The following is a 22113-nucleotide window of genomic DNA, read 5'->3' on the forward strand; positions in this document are numbered from 1 at the left end:
AATTATATAAAAGACAAGTTATGGCGTCCGCCTTCTTTATTAAAGCGGAATATAGACTAGCGTTAAATCATCCCGTGCCGCTTCGTTGTGTATTCACGAAGTATGATTGAGTCATTTGAATGAGGGTAAGGATATGAATTCAGCCACTGCAGCACGCTTAATTCTCTCTTGTACTGCGTTTGCGGTTATTCCATCGGCTAATGCGGCGGTGGCAAACGGTACATTTCAGGTCCTCATTACGATTACAAAGTCCTGTACAGTAACGGCGGGGGCAGCCTCGAATATTAACCTCGGGTCGGTTGCCGCCAGCGCAGTAAACACCTCGCAAAGTAATACATTCACCGTGAACTGCTCCAAGGCAACGCCCTATTTTATCGGGCTTGCGCCTTCTGCAGCCAACGGTGGCACCACCACCGGTTCGGGAGCCATGTCGTCCGTGCTTAACTTCGCCACCAACACCGACAAAGTCCCTTATCAGCTGAACCAAACCTCGGCCACCGGGCCAGTTTGGGGTAACACCGCCACCACAACGACGGTGGGTAACGGCGTGGCGGGCCTGGGCACCGGGCTGGCTATCTCGTATACGGTTTATGCCACTGCGGCGAGCGCCAACTACACGCCAGACAGCTATGCGGATACTGTGACCGTCAACGTTAACTACTGATTTCAGGGCAACGGATGAAAATGAAATTAGGCGGACGCCCGGCCTGCGCATGCCTGTTGCTGGCGCTGGCCGTGGGACAAAATGCGCTAGCCGGTGGCCTGCAGATATCGCCGGTTAACCTGACGTTGAGCGCCGCACAAAATGCGGACGGTATCTGGTTAAGTAATGAAGGGACTGCGCCGCTCAACGCGCAGGTACGGGTTTTCAACTGGCAGCAAAGCGGCAATGCCGACAGGCTGTCAACCTCTCAGGGGCTGGTTATTAGCCCTCCCATCGTGACGCTGCCCGCCGGGGAGCGCCAGCTTGTCCGCGTGATCCGCACGACGCCTGCCACCAATCAGGTGGAACAGGCCTATCGCTTGTTTATTGATGAGTTGCCGCCTGCCAAAGTGCAGAAAAATACTATTCAGTATGTTATGCGCTATTCCGTCCCGGTGTTTTTGCAGCCTGTGGGGCAGGCTGAAAACACCGCAAAACTGAAATGGGCATTGGTGCAAACCGATGGCAAAACATTTGTCGACGTGAGTAATCAGGGAAACAGCCACGCCCAGCTTTCTGCCATGACATTTATTCAGGCTAATGGCGCGCGAAAAACGATTACGCCAGGTCTGTTAGGTTATGTTCTTCCCGGTTCAACTATGCGGTGGATAATATCTTCGTCTGCCAGTGATGCTTATCACAGTGGAAAGGTTGAAGTCACTATCAATGGTCAAAAAACAGAACAAAATCTATGACTGGCCATATTCTTTGGTAAATATTGTATTGCTTAATGGTTTATTTTTCTCAGGCATGACAGCAGCACAAAATACTAATAATGACTTACCTCAGAATGCGGCCAGCAATGATACAGCTCAGCCTGTAGGCGTGGATTTATATCTGGACACGACGGTGAACGGGAATGCCGTGGGTCTGGTTCATCTTGGCTACGCGCAGGGAAAACTCTACGGCGACGCGATGGCCCTGCGTCAGTTGGGATTTCACCTGCCGGAAAAAGCACAGCCGCCGTATTACCTGAATGACATTGCCCAGGTCAAAGTTGACTATAACGTGCAGCAACAAACCCTGGCGTTGACCGCGCCGCTGAGCCTGTTAGATCTGAAAACCACCCAGCTCAATCAGTCCGATATGTCCTCGCCGAAGGCCGACAATGCCCTTGGGGCGTTGCTGAATTACGACCTCTACGGCGACAGCGGCAAGAACAGCAATTTCAACACATTCAGTGAGTTCCGGGCGTTTAATTCGGCAGGCGTCCTGAGCTCGACCCAGCTTACCCGCTACAGCACGGAACAGAATAGCAATCAGTCTTTTAGCCGCCTGGACACCAGCTGGCGCTCCTCTTTTCCCGATAAAATGCTGGCGGTTACACTCGGTGACACGCTCACCAGTTCGCTTTCATGGTCCCGCCAGACCCGCATTGCCGGGGTGAAAATCGGGACGGATTTTGGCCTCAACCCTTATATGCCCACGACCCCGCTGCCGGCGTTTCTGGGGTCGGCCACGCTGCCCTCCAGCGTGGAGCTGTATGTCAACGGGGTTAAATACTATAACGGCGAGGTTCCGGCGGGCAGTTTCCAGTTGAATACGCTGCCAAACATCACCGGCGCAGGGAATGCTCAGGTGATGATGACCGATGCCCTGGGCAGAACCAGCGTGCAGAACTTCTCTTTTTATAACGATCAGCTCCTGCTGAGGGAAGGGCTCACGGACTGGTCCCTTGAGCTGGGCGTGGTCAGAAAAAACTACGGCTATTCCTCCTTCGACTACGCCAGCGAACCCGCGCTCAGCGGCACCTGGCGGCGGGGCTTCAGCAACAGCCTGACCGCAGGGGGCCATATGGAGGCCAGCGACAGCCTGGTCAACGGGGGCGTCAGCAGCGACTGGATCCCCTGGAGCCAGTCCGGGACGATCTCAACCGCGCTGGCGGCAAGCTCGGATGCCGGGGAGAATGGCTATTTGTATGGGCTCGGCTATCGCTGGTCCGGCGGGCGCTTCAGCTTTAGCTCCAGCGCCACGGCCACCTCCGGCGACTATCACGATGTTGCCACACGCTATGGTGCCCCGCCGCCAGCCTTCAGCGGCAGCGCGGTGGTGGGGTATAACTTTGGCGTGGGGGGGAATCTCAGTCTGAGTTACCTGCAGTTTCGCTACCCTGACCAAAGCGCTATTCGCTACGCCAACGCCAGCTGGTTTAAACCCATCACGGAAAACATCTCCTTAAGCGCCAGCTTTAACCAGAATATTGATGATACCCGCGACCGCAGCGTGTACCTGATGCTGACCGTCAGTACCAGCAATAGCCTGACGGCCGGAGCGACGGTGCAGCGCACCGGGGACAAGATGGGTTACCAGCTCAATGCCAGCCAGAATCCACCGTCCGAGGGCGGGGTCGGCTGGAACGTGGCCGCCAGCCAGCAAAGTTCACAGCAAACCGGGCAGGGTGAAGTGGGTTACCTGGGGCGCTATGGCCGCGTATATACCGGCTTCCGCAGCATTCCAGACAATAATTACGGCTATGCGGGGGCGACGGGGTCGCTGGTGATGATGGGCGGCGGCGTGTTTGCCGCCCGGGAGATCAACAACGGGTTTGCCGTGGTTTCTACGGACGGTATTCCCGATGTACCGGTCAAGCTGCAGCATAACCTGGTGGGCAACAGCGACAGCAGCGGACGGCTACTGGTGACGCCGCTCAACAGCTACCAGAACAACCTGATCAGTATCGATCCGATGAACCTGCCGGCCAACATGCGGATCCGCAGCGTCAGCCTGAACGCTACCCCAGCCGACCGCTCCGGGACGCTGGTGCATTTTGATATCAAGCCGGTTCGCGCCGCCCAGATAAGCCTGGTTGACGCTAAAGGCAAAGCCATCGCCGAAGGCAGCCCGGTCAGATTAATGTCAGGCACCGGACAGGACTCGATTGTCGGGTTTGATGGCATGACCTATTTCGATGCGCTTGAGCTGCACAATCAGCTCCGGGTGACAACAGAGAACGGTATTTGTGTGGCTGCGTTCGACTATCCAGAGAATCAGAAAAGCGTGCCGACTATTGGCCCGGTTGTGTGCCGATAGCGTACGCGTGGACTTTTGAGACAGGAGTGACCCGCATGAGATTAAAACAATTACTGCTGCTGGCGGTGCTCTTGCTGTCCCCCGGGATTAGCCATGCGGTTGTATGCTCGGTGAGCAACGTGCAAACCGTTAACTTTGGCACCATCAACCCGCTGGCGACAGGCACGCCCAACACTTCAATGACCTTCGATTACAGCTGTTCCAAACAACTGGGCGATCTGCTGGCCGGGGTGACGCTCTGCTTTAATATTGACGGGGCCGGCGTTGGGAATCACAAAATGTCTTTTGCCGGGCCGCCTGCCAGTACGCTGTCCTATGAGCTTTATCAGGGAACGTTAAGCGGGGGGGCGTGGGGGAGCCAGTTTCAGTCGGGAACGACCTACCCGATGGTGCCGCTCAATTTACTTAACCTGACGCCCGTCACCGGCAGCCTGACGGTCTACGCCCAAATGACGCTGCCGCAAATATCCGCCGCGCAAGGCGGGTATCAGGATACTTACACCAGCGGCATGACTACCGTCACAATGAATACCGGCCTGCTGGCCCCCCCCTCCAGCTGTGGCACCAGCGTGGTCGCAAACTTTCCCTTCAACGTGGTGGCGACCGTCGGCAAGCAGTGCAACGTCAGCTACGCCAATAACGTTAGCTTCGGGCCGGTGGCGGCTATGCAAAGCAATGTGGCGTCGAATAACACCATCGGCATTGCCTGCACCACCGGCACGGTTTACACCGTGGGCCTGACGCCATCGAACGGCAACACGGGCGGCACCGGGGTGCTGTCAGGCACGGGAAGTAATACCGATCAGGTGCCTTATCAACTAAGACAAGCCACCGGAACATCCGGGGCGGTGTGGGGCAACACGTCGCTGAACATGCCGTCCAGCACCGGTAACGGGGGAGCGCAGCAATACCAGGTCTATGTCACTATTCCGAGCACCAATTACACGCCAGACAACTATGCCGACACGGTGACCATTACCGTAACCTATTGATCGTTCCTCTTGCTGACAGATAGCCGGTTGCCATGGCGCAACCGGTTAATTTCCCTGTGACTTAACGTAAAGTTCCCGCTGACGGTGCCGATAACCTCGGGAACAAGTCGTTAAAAGGGCGTCCTATGTTAAAGCGTATTCGCGTTGTCACCATGCTGATGATGGTGCTGGTGGTGTTCGCGCTGCTGCAAATCATTTCCGGTGGAATGTTCTTTAATTCGTTAAAAAACAACAATGATAACTTCAAAGTCTCCCGCGAACTGCGGGTGCAGCAGGCCGAATTAAATCAGGCATGGATCCTGATGTTGCACACGCGCATTAACCTTAGCCGCTCTGCCGCGCGCATGATGATGGATCCGGCCAATAGCCAGAGCGCAGCCAAAACCGATCTGCTGAACAATGCGAAGAAATCCCTCGCCAGCGCCGAGCAGCACTACAACAACTTTAAACAGGTTGCGCCCATTTCAGCCGAAATGAACACCGTGGTGAAAGATATCGACGGTGATTACCAGACCTACCATCAGGCGCTGGCGGAGCTGATTGCCTACCTGGAAAGCGGCAACATGGATGCCTATTTCGGTCAGTCGACCCAGGGTATGCAGAATGCGCTGGAAAAAGCCTACGACGGCTACCTGGCGCTGAACGATCGCATGTACGAAGCCTCGTACGTCGACAGCCGCGACGGCTACACCTTCGCCATCTGGCAGCTTGGCATTTTAGCCCTGGCGCTGGCCGCGGTCATTCTGCTGGTCTGGGTCGGGATGCGTCAGATACTGCTTAAGCCGCTGAACGTGGTGATCGGGCATATCCGCGAGATTGCGGCCGGTAACCTGACGGAAAAAATTAACGTTGAAGGGAAAAACGAGCTGACCCAGCTAGCCTCCAGCGTGCAGCACATGCAGCAGGAACTGATTACCACCGTCAGCAGCGTGCGCGAAGGGTCGGATGCCATTTACAGCGGCACCACCGAAATTGCCGCAGGCAATAACGATCTTTCATCCCGCACCGAGCAACAGGCGGCGTCCCTTGAAGAAACCGCCGCCAGCATGGAGCAGCTCACCGCCACCGTGAAGCAGAACGCCGAAAACGCACGTCAGGCCTCTCAGCTGGCGCTGAATGCGTCCGAAACCGCGCAGCGCGGCGGCAAGGTTGTCGATGGCGTGGTGAAAACCATGCATGACATCGCGGGTTCCTCCAGGAAAATTGCCGACATCATTAGCGTGATTGACGGGATTGCCTTCCAGACCAACATCCTGGCGCTGAATGCGGCGGTAGAAGCGGCGCGTGCGGGGGAGCAGGGGCGTGGTTTTGCGGTGGTTGCCGGGGAAGTTCGTAACCTGGCCAGCCGCAGCGCCCAGGCGGCAAAAGAAATTAAATTGCTGATTGAAGATTCCGTTTCGCGCGTGGACACGGGATCCGTGCTGGTGGAAAGCGCAGGGGAAACCATGAGCGACATCGTGAACGCGGTGACGCGGGTCACGGACATTATGGGGGAAATCGCCTCCGCCTCTGACGAGCAAAGCCGGGGTATCGATCAGGTCGCCCTGGCCGTGTCTGAGATGGACAGAGTGACACAGCAGAACGCCTCGCTGGTGGAAGAGTCTGCTGCCGCGGCCGCCGCGCTGGAGGAGCAGGCCAGCCGCCTGACTCAGTCTGTCGCGACGTTCCGTTTGCAAGGGAATGCGGGTAGTAAAAAACCTGCAGCGGCCGCGCCGGTAGCGCAAAGCCCTGTGGTTCATGCCCCGCGTACTCCGGCCCGGGCCGGGGATGACGATAACTGGGAAACTTTCTGATCAGATGAATACCGGCCTGCTGGCCGGCAGAGGGAAGCTTTGATGTTAAACCGTATCCGGATCTCGACCACGCTTTTCCTGATTTTGATTGTCTGCGGCGTTTTGCAGATTGGCAGTAATGGCTTGTCTTTTTGGGCTTTTCGTGACGATTTCCAGAACCTGAAAAGGGTCGAGGTTAGCAATCAGCAGCGCGATGCGTTAACCCAAAGCCGGGCCGCGTTACTGCAGGCCAGCAATGCCTTAAACCGGGCGGGTACGCTGACCGCACTCAGCTATCCACCGGACGATATCAAACGCCTGATGGCGGATGCCCGCAGCAGCCTGAAGCAGGCGGATATGCTGTTTAACCAGTTCCTCGAGATCCCGCCGAAAGAGGGCGAGGCTGAGACAATGCTGGCCTCGACGAAAGAGAGCTATACGGCGTTCAGAGACGATCTCCAGCACCAGGCAACGTGGCTTGAGAACAACCAGCTTTCCGACTTTATGACCGCGCCGGTACAGAAGTCGCAGGGCGTTTTTGATGCGAACTTCAATGCCTGGCAGCAGAGCATTAATCAGATTGTGCAAACCGCGAGCGGCGACAGCCAGAAAAACTACCATATCTCCGCGGTGATTTTCACCGTGGTGACGATCATCGCCGTGGTGCTGTTGCTCGGCTCCCTGGCCTGGTCACGCAAGATGATTGTGCAGCCGCTGGCGATTGTCCGTAGCCACTTTGACAGCATTGCCGCCGGGGACCTGGCGAAGCCAATTTCGGTCTTCGGGCGCAATGAGATCTCTGAGATATTCGCCAGCCTGAAAAATATGCAGGCGGCGTTAAAAGAGACGGTCAGCCAGGTGCGCAGCGGCACTCGCTCCATGCACGCCGGTATCGGTGAGATCGCCGCAGGCAACAGCGACCTGTCGGCTCGAACCGAGCAGCAGGCGGCTTCCCTGGCAGAAACAGCGGCCAGCATGGAGCAGCTCACGGCTACAGTCGGGCAGAACGCCGATAACGCTCGCCAGGCGGCACAGATTTCCCGCAGCGCGGCTGATACCGCGAAGCAGGGCGGGCAGCAGGCAGCAAACGTGGCAAACACCATGCGCGACATCGCGGGCAGCTCGCAGAAAATTAGCGACATTACCAGCGTGATCGACGGCATTGCGTTCCAGACCAATATCCTCGCGCTGAACGCGGCGGTAGAAGCGGCGCGTGCGGGGGAGCAGGGGCGTGGTTTTGCGGTGGTTGCCGGGGAAGTTCGTAACCTGGCCAGCCGCAGCGCACAGGCGGCCAAAGAGATCAAAGTATTAATTGAAGAGTCCGTTGACCGCGTGCAGCAGGGATCGAAGCTGGTCGATACGGCGGCGACAACGATGGCTGAAATTGTCCGTTCGGTCACCCAGGTGAACGACATTATGGGCGAAATTGCCTCGGCGTCAGATGAGCAGCGCCGTGGGATTGAGCAAGTCGCTCAGGCTGTCAGCCAGATGGATCAGGTCACGCAGCAAAACGCCGCGCTGGTTGAAGAAGCCGCCAGCGCCACCGATGCGCTGGCGGGGCAGGCTGAATATCTTTCCGGCGTGGTGGCGGTATTTCACCTGAGCGGTGCCGACGCTGAGCCCGCAGCCAGTGAGTTCGCCGCGACCGGAGAATGGGTAACATCTTGAAGGGAATAAAGAAGGCGCTATGACATCATCGACGCCCACCGGGCAACAGTCATTAATGCTACAGATGACACAGCGTCTGCCGCTGTCCGACGCGCATTTTCGTCGGATATGCCAGTTGATCTATCAGCGCGCGGGTATCGTGCTGGCCGACCATAAACGGGACATGGTTTATAACCGTCTGGTTCGCCGCCTGCGTCTGCTGGGTCTGGATGATTTTGGCCGCTACTTAGGCATGCTGGAGGCCAACTCCAGCAGCGCCGAATGGCAGGCGTTTATCAACTCGCTGACCACTAACCTGACCGCTTTTTTTCGCGAAGGACACCATTTCCCTATCCTTGCGGAGCACGCCCGCAAACGCAGCGGGGACTATAAAGTCTGGAGCGCGGCGGCTTCGACCGGCGAAGAGCCCTATTCCATCGCCATTACCCTGGCGGATGTGCTGGGGGGCGGCGCGGGACGCTGGAAGGTTTTTGCCAGCGATATCGACACCCAGGTGCTGGAGAAAGCCCAGAGCGGCGTTTATCGCCAGGAAGAGCTGAAAACGCTTTCGCCGGTACAGATGCAGCGCTATTTCATGCGCGGCACGGGGCCGCATGAGGGGCTGGTCCGGGTGCGCAGTGAACTGTCGAATCATATTGATTTTGCGCCGATCAACCTGCTGGACAAGCAGGCACCGGTACCGGGGCCATTTGACGCCATTTTTTGCCGCAATGTGATGATTTATTTTGATAAACCTACACAGCAGGCGATTTTGCAGCGCTTTGTTCCGCTGCTGAAACCCGGCGGGCTGCTGTTTGCCGGGCATTCGGAGAACTTCAGTAACCTCAGCCGTGACTTCTGGCTGCGTGGTCAGACGGTCTATGGCCTGAGTAAGGAAAGAACATGACGAAAATACGTGTCTTATCGGTCGATGACTCTGCGCTGATGCGGCAGATAATGACGGAAATTATCAACAGTCATAGCGATATGGAAATGGTTGCTACCGCCCCGGACCCACTGGTGGCGCGCGATCTGATTAAAAAGTTCAATCCGGATGTGTTAACGCTGGATGTCGAAATGCCGCGAATGGACGGCCTCGACTTCCTGGAGAAGCTGATGCGCCTGCGGCCCATGCCGGTGGTGATGGTGTCTTCGCTGACCGGCAAAGGGTCGGAAGTGACGCTGCGCGCGCTGGAGCTGGGGGCTATCGACTTCGTGACCAAGCCGCAGTTGGGCATTCGCGAAGGGATGCTGGCCTACAGCGAAATGATTGCTGAAAAGGTGAGAACCGCCGCCAGGGCTAAGATTGCCGCACATGCGCCAGCCACCGTGCCTGCGACGCTGAAGGCCGGGCCGCTGCTTAGCTCGGAAAAGTTGATTGCCATTGGGGCTTCAACCGGCGGCACCGAAGCGATTCGCCATGTGCTGCAGCCGCTGCCGCTTTCCAGCCCGGCGCTGTTGATTACCCAGCATATGCCGCCGGGTTTCACCCGTTCGTTCGCCGAGCGGCTGAACAAGCTGTGCCAGATCAGCGTTAAAGAGGCCGAAGACGGCGAGCGCGTACTGCCGGGCCATGCCTATATCGCCCCGGGTGATAAGCACATGGAGCTGGCGCGCAGCGGCGCAAACTATCAAATCAAATTACATGACGGCCCACCCGTGAACCGGCATCGCCCGGCCGTGGATGTGCTGTTCCATTCGGTGGCGAAACACGCGGGGCGTAACGCCGTGGGCGTGATCCTCACCGGGATGGGTAATGACGGTGCCGCCGGGATGCTGGCGATGCACCAGGCAGGGGCGTGGACCATCGCCCAAAACGAAGCAAGTTGTGTGGTGTTCGGCATGCCGCGTGAGGCCATCAATTCCGGTGGCGTCAGCGAAGTGGTCGATTTAAGCCAGGTTAGCCAGCAGATGCTGGCGAAAATTAGTGCCGGACAGGCAATACGTATTTAACTGAAGGAGCCCGGATTTTATGGCGGACAAAGAACTCAAGTTTCTGGTCGTAGACGACTTTTCAACCATGCGCCGCATCGTGCGTAACCTGCTTAAAGAGCTGGGTTTTAATAACGTTGAAGAAGCGGAAGACGGCGTAGACGCGCTGAACAAACTGCAGGCCGGTGGTTTCGGCTTTGTGATTTCCGACTGGAACATGCCGAACATGGACGGTCTGGAGCTGCTGAAAACCATTCGTGCCGACGGCGCGATGTCAGCGATGCCGGTGCTGATGGTTACGGCAGAAGCCAAAAAAGAAAACATTATTGCAGCCGCACAGGCCGGGGCAAGCGGCTACGTCGTTAAGCCATTCACTGCGGCAACACTGGAAGAGAAACTGGGCAAAATTTTCGAAAAGCTCGGCATGTAAGGAGGCGCAAATGCACTCATCAACAAACCCGGCAACAGAGATACACGAGCATTCACCAACCGATATCATTGCACGTATCGGCAGCCTGACCCGCATGCTGCGCGACAGCCTGCGTGAGCTGGGGCTCGACCAGGCCATTGCTGAAGCGGCTGAAGCTATTCCTGATGCCCGCGATCGCCTGGACTATGTCGTGCAGATGACCGCGCAGGCCGCCGAGCGCGCCCTGAACTGCGTGGAGCTGTCTCAGCCTCACCAGAACCAGCTGGAAAGCGAAGCGAAAGCGCTGAGCGGCCGCTGGGATGCATGGTTTGAAAATCCGATCGAGCTGAAAGATGCGCGCGAACTGGTGACTGACACCCGCAGCTACCTGTCAGGCGTTCCGGAACACACCAGCTTCACCAACGCCCAACTGCTGGAAATCATGATGGCGCAGGATTTCCAGGACCTTACCGGCCAGGTTATCAAGCGCATGATGGACGTTATCCAGGAGATCGAGCGCCAGCTGTTGATGGTGCTGCTGGAAAACATGCCGGAGCCGGACGCTCGCGCCAAGCGCGTGAACGAAGGCTTGCTGAACGGCCCGCAGCTTGATGCTTCTGCCGCCGGCGTGGTGGCAAGTCAGGATCAGGTTGATGATTTGCTGGACAGCTTAGGCTTTTAAATTATTAGCCACTCTGTCATGGGCGGGGTGGCTATTATTTTTTGCTTAGATGATATTGTCTAAGTGTAAAAGCATTTTGATCATTAAGACACGAAAGATCATTATAAAGTTTTAATACATACTCTTTCACTATTGTCTGTTGTTTATAATGGGCCTGTTCATATTCAATAATGTCATTGATGTTACTTTTCTGCAGTCTTTCATGTAAAAAGTCACAAAGTTTAGGTCCCAGGCTTACAACATCCTTGATGTATATTGTTCTCAGTATTTTAACCATTGAACCAATCGTGTTTGGATTGTCAGTTAAAACAACATCAAGATGACGGTTCATTAGATTGCTAAGATAATCATCTTCAGCAATGATTTCATTTTTAGCAACGTCATAAATAATAGCATCCCAGGACATGAGTGTTGTTTTTAACAAGCTATTAATATCTTCAAGTGAAATGTGCTTGTTTTTGAATGCCCATGTATCTTCGAGACACCAGATATCAAAATCATGCTGGGAATAATGGAAGCGAAAACCACCAAATTTATTCTCAATCGGGTTGGTTATGCCTATATGGAACAGCGTGTTTTGTAGCGCCTGTCGTGACCCCTCGTAAACCAGGTCAATGTCTGAAGAAAAACCCTCAGTCCCGTAAAGACCAAGATCTCGTATCATGCCGCCAAAAATGTAGACATGAGCATGCTCAGCCAGCGAATGAATGAGCTCGCTGGCGATTTGATTGCTTGCCGCGTCTGACGTGAAGTAGTTTTTTACACGCTGACGCAGGATTCCGTTACTGTTGACGATGTTCATACTCATACAGTGATTTTAGCTCATCGTGCAGGGCAATCAAATAGCTATCGGTCATGCCTGAAATTGCATCGGCCAGAAGCTGAGCTTCTCTGTAGAGCTGTGGAAGAGGGTTTGAGTCATCTTTTTGTTCAAAAATTCTTCGATAGTTTTCTGATATCCGTCCATAGGCATATTTTCCGAACGGTGTCGAAGAGGCAAATTCTTCCCTTGGCGGTAGATCGTTGTTTGCGACAGTTTGTTCTTTCTCCTTCTCTTCATCGGTTTTGTGCCCATGAATACCAACCCATAGCATGCTCATCAGCTCTTTAATGTAGTTTGAACCTTTCAGTTCGAGTTTGAGTACACTGGGGTGGCGATATCCTCGAGTTTGATCGAACTTTTTTAATGCCTTACACAAATTTTTTCCCTTACTTATGGATATTAAATTAGCAATGTCACACTCGGTAGAAAGAAACTTATTTTTATTTGAAGTAAATGCATCAACAGCAGCGGTGACCAATTTATAAATAGCCCTTACTCTGAACATTTGCATACTGGTATCATTCAGTTCAGAAGGGGAGAGTTTTAATTTTTTGTCGGAAAATATTTTATTTTTCTCTTTGCTATAATCAATGACATCGGAAATTATATTGTTTTCAGGCTCAGGGTTTTCCTCATCCCAACACGTAAGGAAATCCATTAAGTCATGAAATGATGCCAATCCCTTTTTGACAATGTCTTCCGCATCCAGAATGGAATAAGCGATATCATCACAGGCTTCCATAATATAAGTAAAGGGGTGGCGAATGCCTTCTTGTAATCCTGTTTCTTCCCAGACTTCTTTGACGATATTCTCTTCAGAATAGAAATAGCCGTGTTTTTTCCAGATTCCTTTATCAGCAGAATAACTTGAGCGAGGGTATTTGATTAATGATGCAAGTGTAGCGTAGGTTAAATTTAGACCATAAGTGTCGTTCAAAATCTGCAATTTTGTCACTAACCTGAATGTTTGAGCGTTCCCGTCAAATAAACGGAAGTCATCATAAAACGGTGCATTGGCATTCGTTTCCTTATCAATCATCCGGGTAAACCATTCTTGCATTGCCGTTTCGCCCTGATGGCCAAAGGGCGGATTACCCAGGTCGTGGGCCAGGCCGATAGCGGCAAGCAGAGCAGGCACGTCCCGCTGAAGCTGGCATGAAACAGGTAAATCATCAAATACCTTCTCTCGAAACTCGAAAGCCAGTCGAACACCAATACTGCGGGCGAGATTGGCCACTTCATGAGAATGAGTCAGTCGAGTGCGAACGCTGTCATTTTGATCCAGGGGGAATACTTGAGTTTTATCTGCAAGCCTTCGGGTTGGAGCCGCAAATAGAATGCGGTCATAATCCCGTTCAATTTCTTGACGCCCCCCAGAGGTGTTGGAAAACGCGCTATTTTTAGTAGTTTTTTGTTCGTGTTTATCTTTACGCCTTTGGTCGTTAAGTAACATACTCCACTGCATAATATATCCTTTGTATTTGTATGGTTTATATCGCATTGAAGATACATGGAAAGACGACGAGGCACTATGCTGCAATGACACCGATTTTTAATCTTTCGAGGGATCTCGCATTTCATCTTGCAATGAGAATGAAAAATTACGGCTTCCTTCGCTCAGTACCCGTTAACGTCAAAATAAACGTACAAAAACGTTTGTAATTCCTCTATTAGCCCAACCGTGCTCTGGCATGCTGTCCTTGAAAATGCGGCCACGAGATTGTTGCGGTGTCTGAAGATAGCGATCAGGAAAAAACAGAAGCCCCCACGGCCCACCGACTTGAAAAGGCGCGTGAAGAGGGGCAGATCCCGCGTTCCCGTGAACTGACTTCCCTGCTGATGTTATTGGTAGGGCTGTGCATTATCTGGATGGGCGGGGCGTCGCTGGGCAAGATGCTCGGTGCCATGCTGTCTGATGGCCTGCACTTCGACCACAAAATCATCAACGACCCCAGCCTGATTGTGAATCAGATCAGCCATTTGATTAAGCTTGCCGTGATGGCGCTGCTGCCGCTGATCTCCGGCCTGGTTATTGTCGCGATAGCCGCGCCGATGCTGCTGGGGGGCGTGAACTTTAGCGCCAAGTCGATCAAGTTTAATCTCGGCAAGCTCAACCCGATTGCCGGCATTAAGCGGATGTTTTCTATGCAGACGGCAGCGGAGTTACTCAAGGCGCTGCTGAAAGCGGTGCTGGTGGGCTGCGTGGCTGCCTGGTATTTGTGGCACAACTGGCCGGCGATGATGCGCCTGATGAGTGAGTCCCCGGTTACTGCCCTTGCCAGCGCGCTCAACATGGTGGCGCTTTGCGCCCTGCTGGTGATTCTGGGCCTTATCCCGATGGTGGGATTTGACGTCTTCTTCCAGATTTACAGCCACATTAAAAAGTTACGCATGACTCGCCAGGATATTCGTGACGAGTACAAACAGAATGAGGGCGACCCGCACATTAAAGGGCGTATTCGCCAGCAGCAAAGAGCGATTGCGCGCCGCCGCATGATGGCCGATGTGCCAAAAGCTGACGTTATCGTGACCAACCCGACCCACTATGCGGTGGCTCTGCAGTACGACGAAAACAAAATGAGCGCGCCTAAAGTCCTGGCGAAAGGTGCCGGGCTGATCGCTCAGCGCATTAAAGAAATTGGCAATGAAAACCGCATCCCGATGCTGGAAGCCCCCCCGCTGGCGCGTGCGCTGTACCGACATGCGGAAATTGGGCAGCAGATCCCCGGCCAGCTTTATTCTGCCGTGGCGGAAGTGCTGGCCTGGGTCTGGCAGCTGCGCCGCTGGCGCGTGGCGGGCGGCTTAATTCCGAAGAAACCTGAAAATCTGCCGGTGCCTGAGGCGCTGGACTTTGCAAACGAGAAGGACTCCGATGGCTAATCTGGCTGCGATGTTGCGCCTGCCGGGCAACATGAAATCTGGGCAATGGCAAATTCTTGCGGGACCGGTACTGATCCTGCTGATTCTGTCGATGATGGTGCTGCCGCTGCCGCCGTTTGTCCTCGACCTGCTGTTTACCTTTAACATCGCGCTGTCGATCATGGTGCTGCTGGTGGCGATGTTCACCCAGCGCACGCTGGACTTCGCGGCGTTTCCGACCATTCTGCTGTTTACCACTTTGCTGCGCCTCGCGCTAAACGTGGCTTCTACCCGTATCATCCTGCTGGAAGGACATACCGGTGCGGCGGCAGCGGGTAAAGTGGTTGAAGCCTTTGGACACTTCCTGGTGGGCGGCAACTTCGCCATCGGTATCGTGGTGTTTATCATCCTCGTTATCATCAACTTTATGGTTATCACCAAGGGTGCGGGACGTATCGCCGAAGTCGGGGCACGTTTTGTGCTGGACGGGATGCCGGGGAAACAGATGGCTATCGATGCCGATCTGAACGCCGGGATCATTGGTGAAGAGGAAGCGAAAAAACGCCGTTCTGAAGTGACCCAGGAAGCTGACTTTTACGGTTCAATGGACGGGGCGAGTAAGTTCGTGCGCGGCGACGCCGTGGCCGGGCTTATCATCATGGTGATTAACGTGGTGGGCGGCCTGATGGTCGGGGTTATCCAGCACGATATGGCGATGGGAGCGGCGGCACAGAGCTATACGCTGTTGACCATCGGTGACGGCCTGGTCGCCCAGATCCCGGCGCTGGTGATTTCCACCGCTGCGGGCGTGATTGTTACCCGCGTGGCGACCGATCAGGATGTCGGTGAACAGATGGTGACCCAGCTGTTCAACAACCCGCGCGTAATGCTGTTGGCCGCTGGCGTGCTGGGGCTGCTCGGGATGGTGCCGGGTATGCCGAACTTTGTGTTCCTGCTGTTTACCGCCGCACTGCTGGGCCTGGCCTGGTGGATGCGTGGCCGCCAGATGGCCGAGCCGGAAGCACCTCAGCCGGTGAAGATGCCGGAAAATAATCAGGCCGTGGAAGCGACCTGGAATGACGTGCAGCTGGAAGATCCGCTGGGCATGGAAGTGGGTTATCGTCTGATTCCGATGGTGGATTTCCAGCAGGACGGCGAGCTGCTGGGCCGTATTCGCAGTATTCGTAAAAAATTCGCCCAGGAGATGGGGTTCCTGCCGCCGGTGGTGCATATTCGCGACAATATGGATCTGCCGCCCGCGCGCTACCGTATTTTGATGAAGGGCGTAGAAATTGGCAGCGGGGATGCCTACCCAGGCCGCTGGCTGGCGATTAACCCCGGCACCGCCGCAGGGACGTTACCGGGCGAGGCGACCATTGATCCGGCCTTTGGCCTGGCCGCCATCTGGATTGAGAGCGCGCTGAAAGAGCAGGCGCAAATTCAGGGCTTCACCGTGGTTGAAGCGAGTACCGTGGTGGCAACGCACCTGAACCACCTTATCGGACAGTTTGCGCCAGAGCTGTTTGGCCGCCAGGAAGCGCAGCAGCTGCTTGACCGCGTGACGCAGGAAATGCCTAAGCTGACGGAAGATCTTATCCCGGCGGTGGTGACGCTGACCACGCTGCATAAAGTGCTGCAAAACCTGCTTGAAGAGAAAGTGCCGATCCGCGATATGCGAACCATTCTGGAAACGCTGGCGGAGCATGCGCCTATTCAGAGCGATCCGCATGAGCTCACCGCCGTGGTTCGCGTGGCGCTGGGCAGGGCTATCACCCAGCAATGGTTCCCCGGCACCGGTGAAGTGCAGGTTATCGGCCTGGATGCGTCTCTTGAGCGTCTGCTGCTGCAGGCGCTGCAGGGCGGGGGTGGCCTTGAACCGGGGCTGGCGGATCGCCTGCTGGAACAGACTCAGGATGCATTGCAGCGCCAGGAAATGCTGGGTGCACCACCGGTGCTGCTGGTGAACCATGCCCTGCGTCCGCTGCTGGCGCGCTTCTTACGCAGAACGCTGCCGCAGCTGGTTGTGCTCTCGAGCCTGGAGCTGTCCGACAACCGCAATATCCGCATGACGGCAACTATCGGAGCGAAATAAAGAATGAAAGCGTTACTTTTGATGCTGCTGGTGCCGTTTGGTGCCCTGGCGTTAGGTGAGGGCTCCTGGCAGGACAGCGGGATTGGCGTGACTCTCAGTAACCGGGGCGTAACGGCCTCGTCCCGGCCGTTGAAACCGATGCAGCCCGTCAGCGGCAGAATGACGCTGATAGCCTGGACCTACGTGCTGGATGGCCCGACGCCTGCGGGGCTGACCGTCAAACTTTGTTCACCGACGAATTGCACCCCGCTTGAGGGTGCAAGCGGCACCACGCGCGGGCTGACCAACACCGATGCAAATCAGCCGTTGCGCTTTGTCTGGGAAGTACCGGGCGGCGGTTCTATGTACCCGCCGCTGCGGGTACGCAGTAATCAGGTCATCGTTAACTACGTGCAGTAAGTCTCTTTCTTACCGGCCCGCGGCTTCATCCGCTGGCCGACCTCTCGTTTTCCGCGTTAAACCCTTTTGTTTTATCAATCAGTGACTCATGCCCGGGGTCCCTTTGTATTTTTGCCATTTTCCGTTTGCCGGTGGCAGAAACGCAGAGGTATCACTGGCGCGATGCTTTTACCTTTAACCGTGTATTTACTCCCGGAGCGAGGAGCAGTCATCAGGGAGTCTCCGAAAAACCATAAGGGCTGACGGCGATGAGAACACGGAAGATTGGATTCACGAATTACCTGGCCTATGGCTCAGGCGACTTTTTAGGGGCAGGGACCACGGCGCTTACGGCGGCCTGGTTGCTCTATTTTTACACCACGTTTTGCGGGCTCTCTCCCATTGAGGCCACCTTTATTTTTGCTGCGGCCAGGGTGCTGGATGCGCTGGTCAGCCCATTGATGGGCTTTCTTACCGATAACTTCGGTTCCACCCGGCTCGGCAAGCGATTCGGACGAAGGAAGTTCTTTATCCTGCTCGGCATTCCCTGCGTATTCAGCTATTCGTTGATGTGGGTAGGCAACATGGATTTCTGGTACTACCTGGTCACTTATCTGATCTTTGATGTCGTCTACACCATGATTCTGGTGCCGTATGAAACGCTGGTGCCGGAAATGACCGATGACTTTAAACAGAAAACCAAGTTTTCGGGCGCGCGGATTTCTATGGCACAAATGTCGGCGATACTTGCCTCTTTCCTGCCGGGCATACTGTTGACCCAGTTTGGCAAAGACAGCGCCATCTCCTTCTTCTATGCAAGCCTGGTGTTTTCCGTACTGTGCGCGCTGATGCTGACGTTTGTCTGGTGTTTTACCTGGGAGCGCCCACGCGAGGCGTGGACGGAAGCCGCGCTTCGGGCGGAAGCGGAGAAGCAGCAGCTAAGCCTCGGGCAAAGCCTCAACCGCCTGTTTGTTGAGCTGGGATCTACGCTGCGGATAAAGATTTTTCGCCAGCATCTGGGCATGTATCTTGGCGGCTATATTGCGCAGGATGTCTTTAATGCGGTCTTCACTTACTACGTCGTTTTCGTACTGATGCAGGAGGTCTCTTTTGCCTCGAATCTGCTCGGCACCATGGCGATTTTTCAGTTTATCGCGGTTATCGCGATGATCCCGCTGTGCATCCGCTTTGGGCCCGCACCGTCTTACCGCATGGTTGTGGTGCTGTTTGGCATCAGCTCTCTTGCCTACGCGCTGCTTTACTATGCGGGGCTTAGCGATGTGTATGCACTGCTGCTGTTGGTTTCAGCCGTCGCCGGACTGGGGCGAGGAGGCATCAACTATGTTCCCTGGAATACCTACACCTACATTGCCGATGTGGATGAGGTGATAACCGGCCAGCGCCGGGAGGGGATTTTTGCCGGGATCATGACCCTGACGCGTAAAGCTTCGCAGGCAGGTGCGGTGATGCTGGTGGGCATCGTGATGCAAATGTCTGGCTTTGTCAGCGGGCAAAAAACGCAGCCTGAGGAGGTTAGCCACACCATTCTGATCATCCTGAGCGTGGGCACGCTGCTGGTGCTGGCCTGTGGGTTCCTTGTCTCCCTGCGCTTCAGGCTCAATCTACAAACCCACAGTACGCTGCGTGAAGAGACGGCCAAAATGCGTGAGTCTGGCAGCGCAATTCCACAGGCCAGCTCTCCGGAAGCTCGAGCGACGGTAGAAATGCTGGCGGGGATGCCGTTCGAAGCCCTTTGGGGCAATAACAACATTGGCTACCTCAACCGCAATAAGCCGCCTGCGTCAACGCTTCAGACCGATGCATCACCGAATTCAACATACCATGGAGGTTAATATCATGAAGGTTTGGCCCGTTAAGCACAGCCCGTTGTTACGTCAGCCTGAGCGTTTTATTGCCAGGGACGAACTGAAAGCGCTGATAGAGAAGGTGACCGATAATCTGGTCAATATTCAGGATGCAAGCGGTGAGTTTTTGCTGCGGCTGGATGATGGCAGGACGATCGATACCAAGGGCTGGGCCGGCTGGGAATGGACGCACGGGATCGGACTGTACGGGATCTGGCAGTATTACCGCCAGACGGGAGATACCTCGATGCGGGATATCATCGACGACTGGTTTACCGCGCGTTTTGCCGAAGGGGCGACCACCAAAAACGTCAACACAATGGCACCGTTTCTGACGCTGGCGTATCGCTATGAAGAAAGTCTGAATCCAGCGCATCTGCCCTGGCTTGAAAGCTGGGCCGAATGGGCAATGCATGAGATGCCGCGCACGGATTTTGGCGGGATGCAGCACATTACCCTGGCGGAGGAGAACCATCGGCAGATGTGGGATGACACGCTGATGATGACGGTGCTTCCGCTGGCGAAAATCGGCAAGCTGCTTGGGCGCAAAGCGTATGTGGAGGAGGCGACCTATCAGTTTTTACTGCACGTTCAGAACCTGATGGACAGGGAGAGCGGGCTGTGGTTTCACGGCTGGAGCTACGACGGCTGCCACAACTTCGCTCACGCACGTTGGGCACGGGGTAACAGCTGGTTGACTATTGTTATCCCGGACTTCCTTGAGCTGCTTGGTTTGCCTGAAACCAGCGCGATACGCCGTTATCTGCTGCAGGTGCTGAACCGGCAGATAGAGGCGCTGGCGAAATGCCAGCATGAAACGGGCCTCTGGCATACCTTACTTGATGACCCCGATTCTTACCTGGAAGCCTCGGCGACGGCCGGTTTTGCCTACGGCATTCTCAAGGCGGCGCGAAAGCGCTACATCAGCGCAGACTATGCGGCAGTCGGAGAAAAGGCGATGCGCGGTATTGTGGCTAATATCTCGCCGGAAGGGGAGCTGCTGCAAACGTCGTTTGGCACCGGCATGGGCAGTAATCTTGAGTTTTACCGCCAGATACCGCTGACTTCTATGCCGTACGGCCAGGCGATGGCCATTCTGTGTATGACGGAATATCTGCGCGGCTATTACTGAGTCGCTTAAAAAAGAAAACCCGGCACGGTGGCCGGGTTTTTGTTTGTATAGCTGAAGAATTACATACGTTCTACGGTGTTGATACCCAGCGTATCCAGACCCAGCTTCAGCGTTTTCGCGGTGAGCAACGCCAGCTTCAGGCGGCTGTTGCGGGTCGCTTCATCGGCGGCGCTGAGAATCGGGCAGTGCTCGTAGAAGCCGGAGAACAGGCCGGCAACATCGTACAGATAGGCGCACATCACATGCGGCGTACCGTCGCGGGCAACCACATTCAGGGTCTCTTCAAACTGCAGCAGGCGGGCGGCCAGCTGAGCTTCACGGTCTTCGGTAATAACAACCTTCGCTTTCAGCAGTTCGGCTTCGTCGAGGTCGGCCTTACGGAACACGGACAGGACGCGGGTGTAGGCATACTGCATGTACGGCGCGGTGTTCCCCTCGAAGGCGAGCATGTTGTCCCAGTCGAAGATGTAGTCGGTGGTACGGCTCTTGGACAGGTCGGCGTACTTCACCGCACCAATACCTACCGCTTTCGCCAGATTTTCCAGTTCGTCTGCAGGCATATCCGGGTTCTTCGCCGCAACCAGACCGCGGGCGCGTTCCATTGCCTCATCGAGCAGGTCGGTCAGCTTCACGGTGCCGCCGGAGCGGGTTTTGAACGGCTTGCCGTCTTTGCCCAGCATCATGCCGAACATCTGGTGCTCCAGGGTGACGGACTCCGGCACGTAGCCAGCTTTACGCACGATGGTCCACGCCTGCATCAGGTGCTGGTGCTGGCGAGAGTCGATGAAGTAGAGCACGCGGTCGGCGTGCAGGGTTTCGTAGCGGTATTTGGCACAGGCGATGTCGGTGGTGGTGTAGAGGTAACCGCCATCTTTCTTCTGGATGATCACGCCCATCGGGTCGCCGTCTTTGTTCTTGAACTCGTCCAGGAACACCACGGTCGCGCCTTCGCTCTCTACCGCCAGACCTTTCTCTTTCAGATCCGCCACAATGCCAGGCAGCATTGGGTTGTAGAGGCTTTCGCCCATCACGTCATCGCGAGTCAGCGTCACGTTGAGGCGTTCGTAGGTTTTCTGGTTCTGCGTCATGGTGATGTCGACCAGCTTGCGCCACATCTCACGGCAGTATTCATCGCCGCCCTGCAGCTTTACCACGTAACCACGGGCGCGCTCGGCAAAAACTTCGTCTTCGTCATAGTGTTTTTTGGCCGCGCGGTAAAACTCTTCCAGGTCAGCCAGCGCCATTTCGCCCGCGTTTTCCTGCTGCTGTTTTTCCAGGAACGCGATGAGCATGCCGAACTGAGTGCCCCAGTCGCCAACGTGGTTGGCACGGATGACCTTGTGGCCAAGGAACTCCAGGGTGCGCACGGCCGCGTCACCGATGATGGTGGAGCGAATGTGGCCCACGTGCATTTCTTTGGCAACGTTTGGCGCAGAGTAGTCGACGACGATAGTTTGCGGTTCAGACACGCTCACGCCAACGCGATCGGACGCCACGGCCTCATCAATGTTTTTCGCCAGAAATGCCGGGTCGAGGAAAATGTTGATAAAGCCAGGGCCGGCAATCTCAACTTTGCTGGCGATCCCGGTCAGATCGAGGTTAGCGATGACCTTCTCTGCAACCTGTCGCGGCGGCATGCCCAGCGTTTTAGCAACGGACATCACGCCATTGGCCTGATAGTCGCCGAACTGGACTTTTGCTGACTGACGAACCTGCGGTTCGCAGTCCGCTGGCGCACCTGCAGCAATCAGCGCCTGGCTGACTTTTTCTGAGAGAAGAGACTGAATATTCACCGGT

At 55.4% G+C, this 22113-nt stretch carries 18 protein-coding genes; 15 read left to right on the forward strand and 3 right to left on the reverse strand.

Going from position 1 to position 22113, the window contains the following annotated elements:
* The first annotated feature begins 133 nt into the window (after window positions 1–133).
* The 10 genes from ACREYP_RS08745 to cheZ all read left to right on the forward strand — a co-directional run bounded on the left by ACREYP_RS08745 (window position 134) and on the right by cheZ (window position 11167).
* Window positions 134–664: a Csu type fimbrial protein gene (locus tag ACREYP_RS08745; RefSeq protein ID WP_008453886.1), complete on the forward strand. Its 531-nt coding sequence runs from the start codon at window positions 134–136 to the stop codon at window positions 662–664.
* A gap of 14 nt (window positions 665–678) precedes the next feature.
* Window positions 679–1398: a fimbrial biogenesis chaperone gene (locus ACREYP_RS08750; RefSeq protein WP_008453888.1), complete on the forward strand. Its 720-nt coding sequence runs from the start codon at window positions 679–681 to the stop codon at window positions 1396–1398.
* A gap of 55 nt (window positions 1399–1453) precedes the next feature.
* Complete coding sequence (locus ACREYP_RS08755) at window positions 1454–3733, forward strand: fimbria/pilus outer membrane usher protein (protein ID WP_034807454.1); 2280 nt, start codon at window positions 1454–1456, stop codon at window positions 3731–3733.
* 35 nt (window positions 3734–3768) lie between these two features.
* On the forward strand, window positions 3769–4725 hold the full coding sequence (locus ACREYP_RS08760; RefSeq protein ID WP_166991581.1) for a spore coat protein U domain-containing protein: 957 nt from the start codon (window positions 3769–3771) through the stop codon (window positions 4723–4725).
* Window positions 4726–4850: 125 nt separating this feature from the next.
* Window positions 4851–6518: a methyl-accepting chemotaxis protein gene (gene tar, locus ACREYP_RS08765; protein WP_498881261.1), complete on the forward strand. Its 1668-nt coding sequence runs from the start codon at window positions 4851–4853 to the stop codon at window positions 6516–6518.
* Between the two features lie 42 nt (window positions 6519–6560).
* On the forward strand, window positions 6561–8165 hold the full coding sequence (locus tag ACREYP_RS08770; protein ID WP_336818053.1) for a methyl-accepting chemotaxis protein: 1605 nt from the start codon (window positions 6561–6563) through the stop codon (window positions 8163–8165).
* A gap of 19 nt (window positions 8166–8184) precedes the next feature.
* Entirely contained in the window at window positions 8185–9051 is an 867-nt protein-coding gene (gene cheR / locus ACREYP_RS08775; protein ID WP_008453898.1) for a protein-glutamate O-methyltransferase CheR, read from the forward strand.
* Window positions 9048–10097 (forward strand): protein-glutamate methylesterase/protein-glutamine glutaminase, encoded by a 1050-nt coding sequence (locus ACREYP_RS08780; RefSeq protein ID WP_008453899.1) that lies wholly within the window; start codon window positions 9048–9050, stop codon window positions 10095–10097. Before cheR ends, ACREYP_RS08780 begins: the two co-directional genes overlap by 4 nt.
* Window positions 10098–10116: 19 nt before the next feature.
* On the forward strand, window positions 10117–10506 hold the full coding sequence (gene cheY / locus ACREYP_RS08785; protein ID WP_008453900.1) for a chemotaxis response regulator CheY: 390 nt from the start codon (window positions 10117–10119) through the stop codon (window positions 10504–10506).
* Window positions 10507–10516: 10 nt separating this feature from the next.
* Entirely contained in the window at window positions 10517–11167 is a 651-nt protein-coding gene (gene cheZ, locus ACREYP_RS08790; RefSeq protein WP_008453901.1) for a protein phosphatase CheZ, read from the forward strand.
* Window positions 11168–11201: 34 nt separating this feature from the next.
* Here cheZ and ACREYP_RS08795 read toward each other — a convergent pair whose 3' ends face one another.
* Together ACREYP_RS08795 and ACREYP_RS08800 are read right to left on the reverse strand one after the other, a co-directional pair.
* On the reverse strand, window positions 11202–11969 hold the full coding sequence (locus ACREYP_RS08795; protein WP_336818054.1) for a hypothetical protein: 768 nt from the start codon (window positions 11967–11969) through the stop codon (window positions 11202–11204).
* Window positions 11950–13455 carry a deoxyguanosinetriphosphate triphosphohydrolase family protein gene (locus ACREYP_RS08800; protein WP_336818055.1) on the reverse strand — a complete coding sequence of 502 codons (1506 nt, stop codon included), beginning with the start codon at window positions 13453–13455 and terminating at the stop codon, window positions 11950–11952. Before ACREYP_RS08800 ends, ACREYP_RS08795 begins: the two co-directional genes overlap by 20 nt.
* 263 nt (window positions 13456–13718) lie before the next feature.
* Here ACREYP_RS08800 and flhB point away from each other — a divergent pair, with 263 nt between their 5' ends.
* The 5 genes from flhB to bglB all read left to right on the forward strand — a co-directional run bounded on the left by flhB (window position 13719) and on the right by bglB (window position 20316).
* The gene (gene flhB / locus ACREYP_RS08805) at window positions 13719–14870 is read left to right on the forward strand and encodes a flagellar biosynthesis protein FlhB (RefSeq protein ID WP_008453902.1); all 1152 of its coding nucleotides are present in this window, start codon (window positions 13719–13721) and stop codon (window positions 14868–14870) included.
* On the forward strand, window positions 14863–16941 hold the full coding sequence (flhA, locus tag ACREYP_RS08810; protein WP_008453903.1) for a flagellar biosynthesis protein FlhA: 2079 nt from the start codon (window positions 14863–14865) through the stop codon (window positions 16939–16941). The genes flhB and flhA overlap by 8 nt, the downstream gene beginning before the upstream one ends.
* 3 nt (window positions 16942–16944) lie before the next feature.
* On the forward strand, window positions 16945–17340 hold the full coding sequence (gene flhE, locus ACREYP_RS08815) for a flagellar protein FlhE (RefSeq protein ID WP_336818056.1): 396 nt from the start codon (window positions 16945–16947) through the stop codon (window positions 17338–17340).
* Window positions 17341–17588: 248 nt separating this feature from the next.
* The gene (locus ACREYP_RS08820) at window positions 17589–19172 is read left to right on the forward strand and encodes an MFS transporter (RefSeq protein ID WP_008453905.1); all 1584 of its coding nucleotides are present in this window, start codon (window positions 17589–17591) and stop codon (window positions 19170–19172) included.
* 4 nt (window positions 19173–19176) lie between these two features.
* Window positions 19177–20316, forward strand: a complete 1140-nt coding sequence (bglB, locus tag ACREYP_RS08825) for a beta-galactosidase BglB (RefSeq protein WP_336818057.1) — start codon at window positions 19177–19179, stop codon at window positions 20314–20316.
* A 59-nt stretch (window positions 20317–20375) separates the two neighbouring features.
* On the opposite strand, the gene argS is transcribed toward bglB, so the two are convergent.
* On the reverse strand, window positions 20376–22109 hold the full coding sequence (gene argS, locus ACREYP_RS08830) for an arginine--tRNA ligase (RefSeq protein ID WP_008453907.1): 1734 nt from the start codon (window positions 22107–22109) through the stop codon (window positions 20376–20378).
* Window positions 22110–22113: the final 4 nt, after the last annotated feature.

Source organism: Enterobacter sp. TMH.L2, assembly GCF_050847315.1.
Classification (GTDB): Bacteria; Pseudomonadota; Gammaproteobacteria; order Enterobacterales; family Enterobacteriaceae; genus Cedecea.

What these genes read in the sequence shown, in the direction of transcription:
- ACREYP_RS08745 (WP_008453886.1), top strand. Translation starts at nt 134, where the DNA reads ATGAATTCAGCCACTGCAGCACGCTTAATTCTCTCTTGTACTGCGTTT.
- ACREYP_RS08750 (WP_008453888.1), top strand. Translation starts at nt 679, where the DNA reads ATGAAAATGAAATTAGGCGGACGCCCGGCCTGCGCATGCCTGTTGCTG.
- ACREYP_RS08755 (WP_034807454.1), top strand. Translation starts at nt 1,454, where the DNA reads ATGACAGCAGCACAAAATACTAATAATGACTTACCTCAGAATGCGGCC.
- ACREYP_RS08760 (WP_166991581.1), top strand. Translation starts at nt 3,769, where the DNA reads ATGAGATTAAAACAATTACTGCTGCTGGCGGTGCTCTTGCTGTCCCCC.
- tar (WP_498881261.1), top strand. Translation starts at nt 4,851, where the DNA reads ATGTTAAAGCGTATTCGCGTTGTCACCATGCTGATGATGGTGCTGGTG.
- ACREYP_RS08770 (WP_336818053.1), top strand. Translation starts at nt 6,561, where the DNA reads ATGTTAAACCGTATCCGGATCTCGACCACGCTTTTCCTGATTTTGATT.
- cheR (WP_008453898.1), top strand. Translation starts at nt 8,185, where the DNA reads ATGACATCATCGACGCCCACCGGGCAACAGTCATTAATGCTACAGATG.
- ACREYP_RS08780 (WP_008453899.1), top strand. Translation starts at nt 9,048, where the DNA reads ATGACGAAAATACGTGTCTTATCGGTCGATGACTCTGCGCTGATGCGG.
- cheY (WP_008453900.1), top strand. Translation starts at nt 10,117, where the DNA reads ATGGCGGACAAAGAACTCAAGTTTCTGGTCGTAGACGACTTTTCAACC.
- cheZ (WP_008453901.1), top strand. Translation starts at nt 10,517, where the DNA reads ATGCACTCATCAACAAACCCGGCAACAGAGATACACGAGCATTCACCA.
- ACREYP_RS08795 (WP_336818054.1), bottom strand. Translation starts at nt 11,969, where the DNA reads ATGAACATCGTCAACAGTAACGGAATCCTGCGTCAGCGTGTAAAAAAC.
- ACREYP_RS08800 (WP_336818055.1), bottom strand. Translation starts at nt 13,455, where the DNA reads ATGCAGTGGAGTATGTTACTTAACGACCAAAGGCGTAAAGATAAACAC.
- flhA (WP_008453903.1), top strand. Translation starts at nt 14,863, where the DNA reads ATGGCTAATCTGGCTGCGATGTTGCGCCTGCCGGGCAACATGAAATCT.
- flhE (WP_336818056.1), top strand. Translation starts at nt 16,945, where the DNA reads ATGAAAGCGTTACTTTTGATGCTGCTGGTGCCGTTTGGTGCCCTGGCG.
- ACREYP_RS08820 (WP_008453905.1), top strand. Translation starts at nt 17,589, where the DNA reads ATGAGAACACGGAAGATTGGATTCACGAATTACCTGGCCTATGGCTCA.
- bglB (WP_336818057.1), top strand. Translation starts at nt 19,177, where the DNA reads ATGAAGGTTTGGCCCGTTAAGCACAGCCCGTTGTTACGTCAGCCTGAG.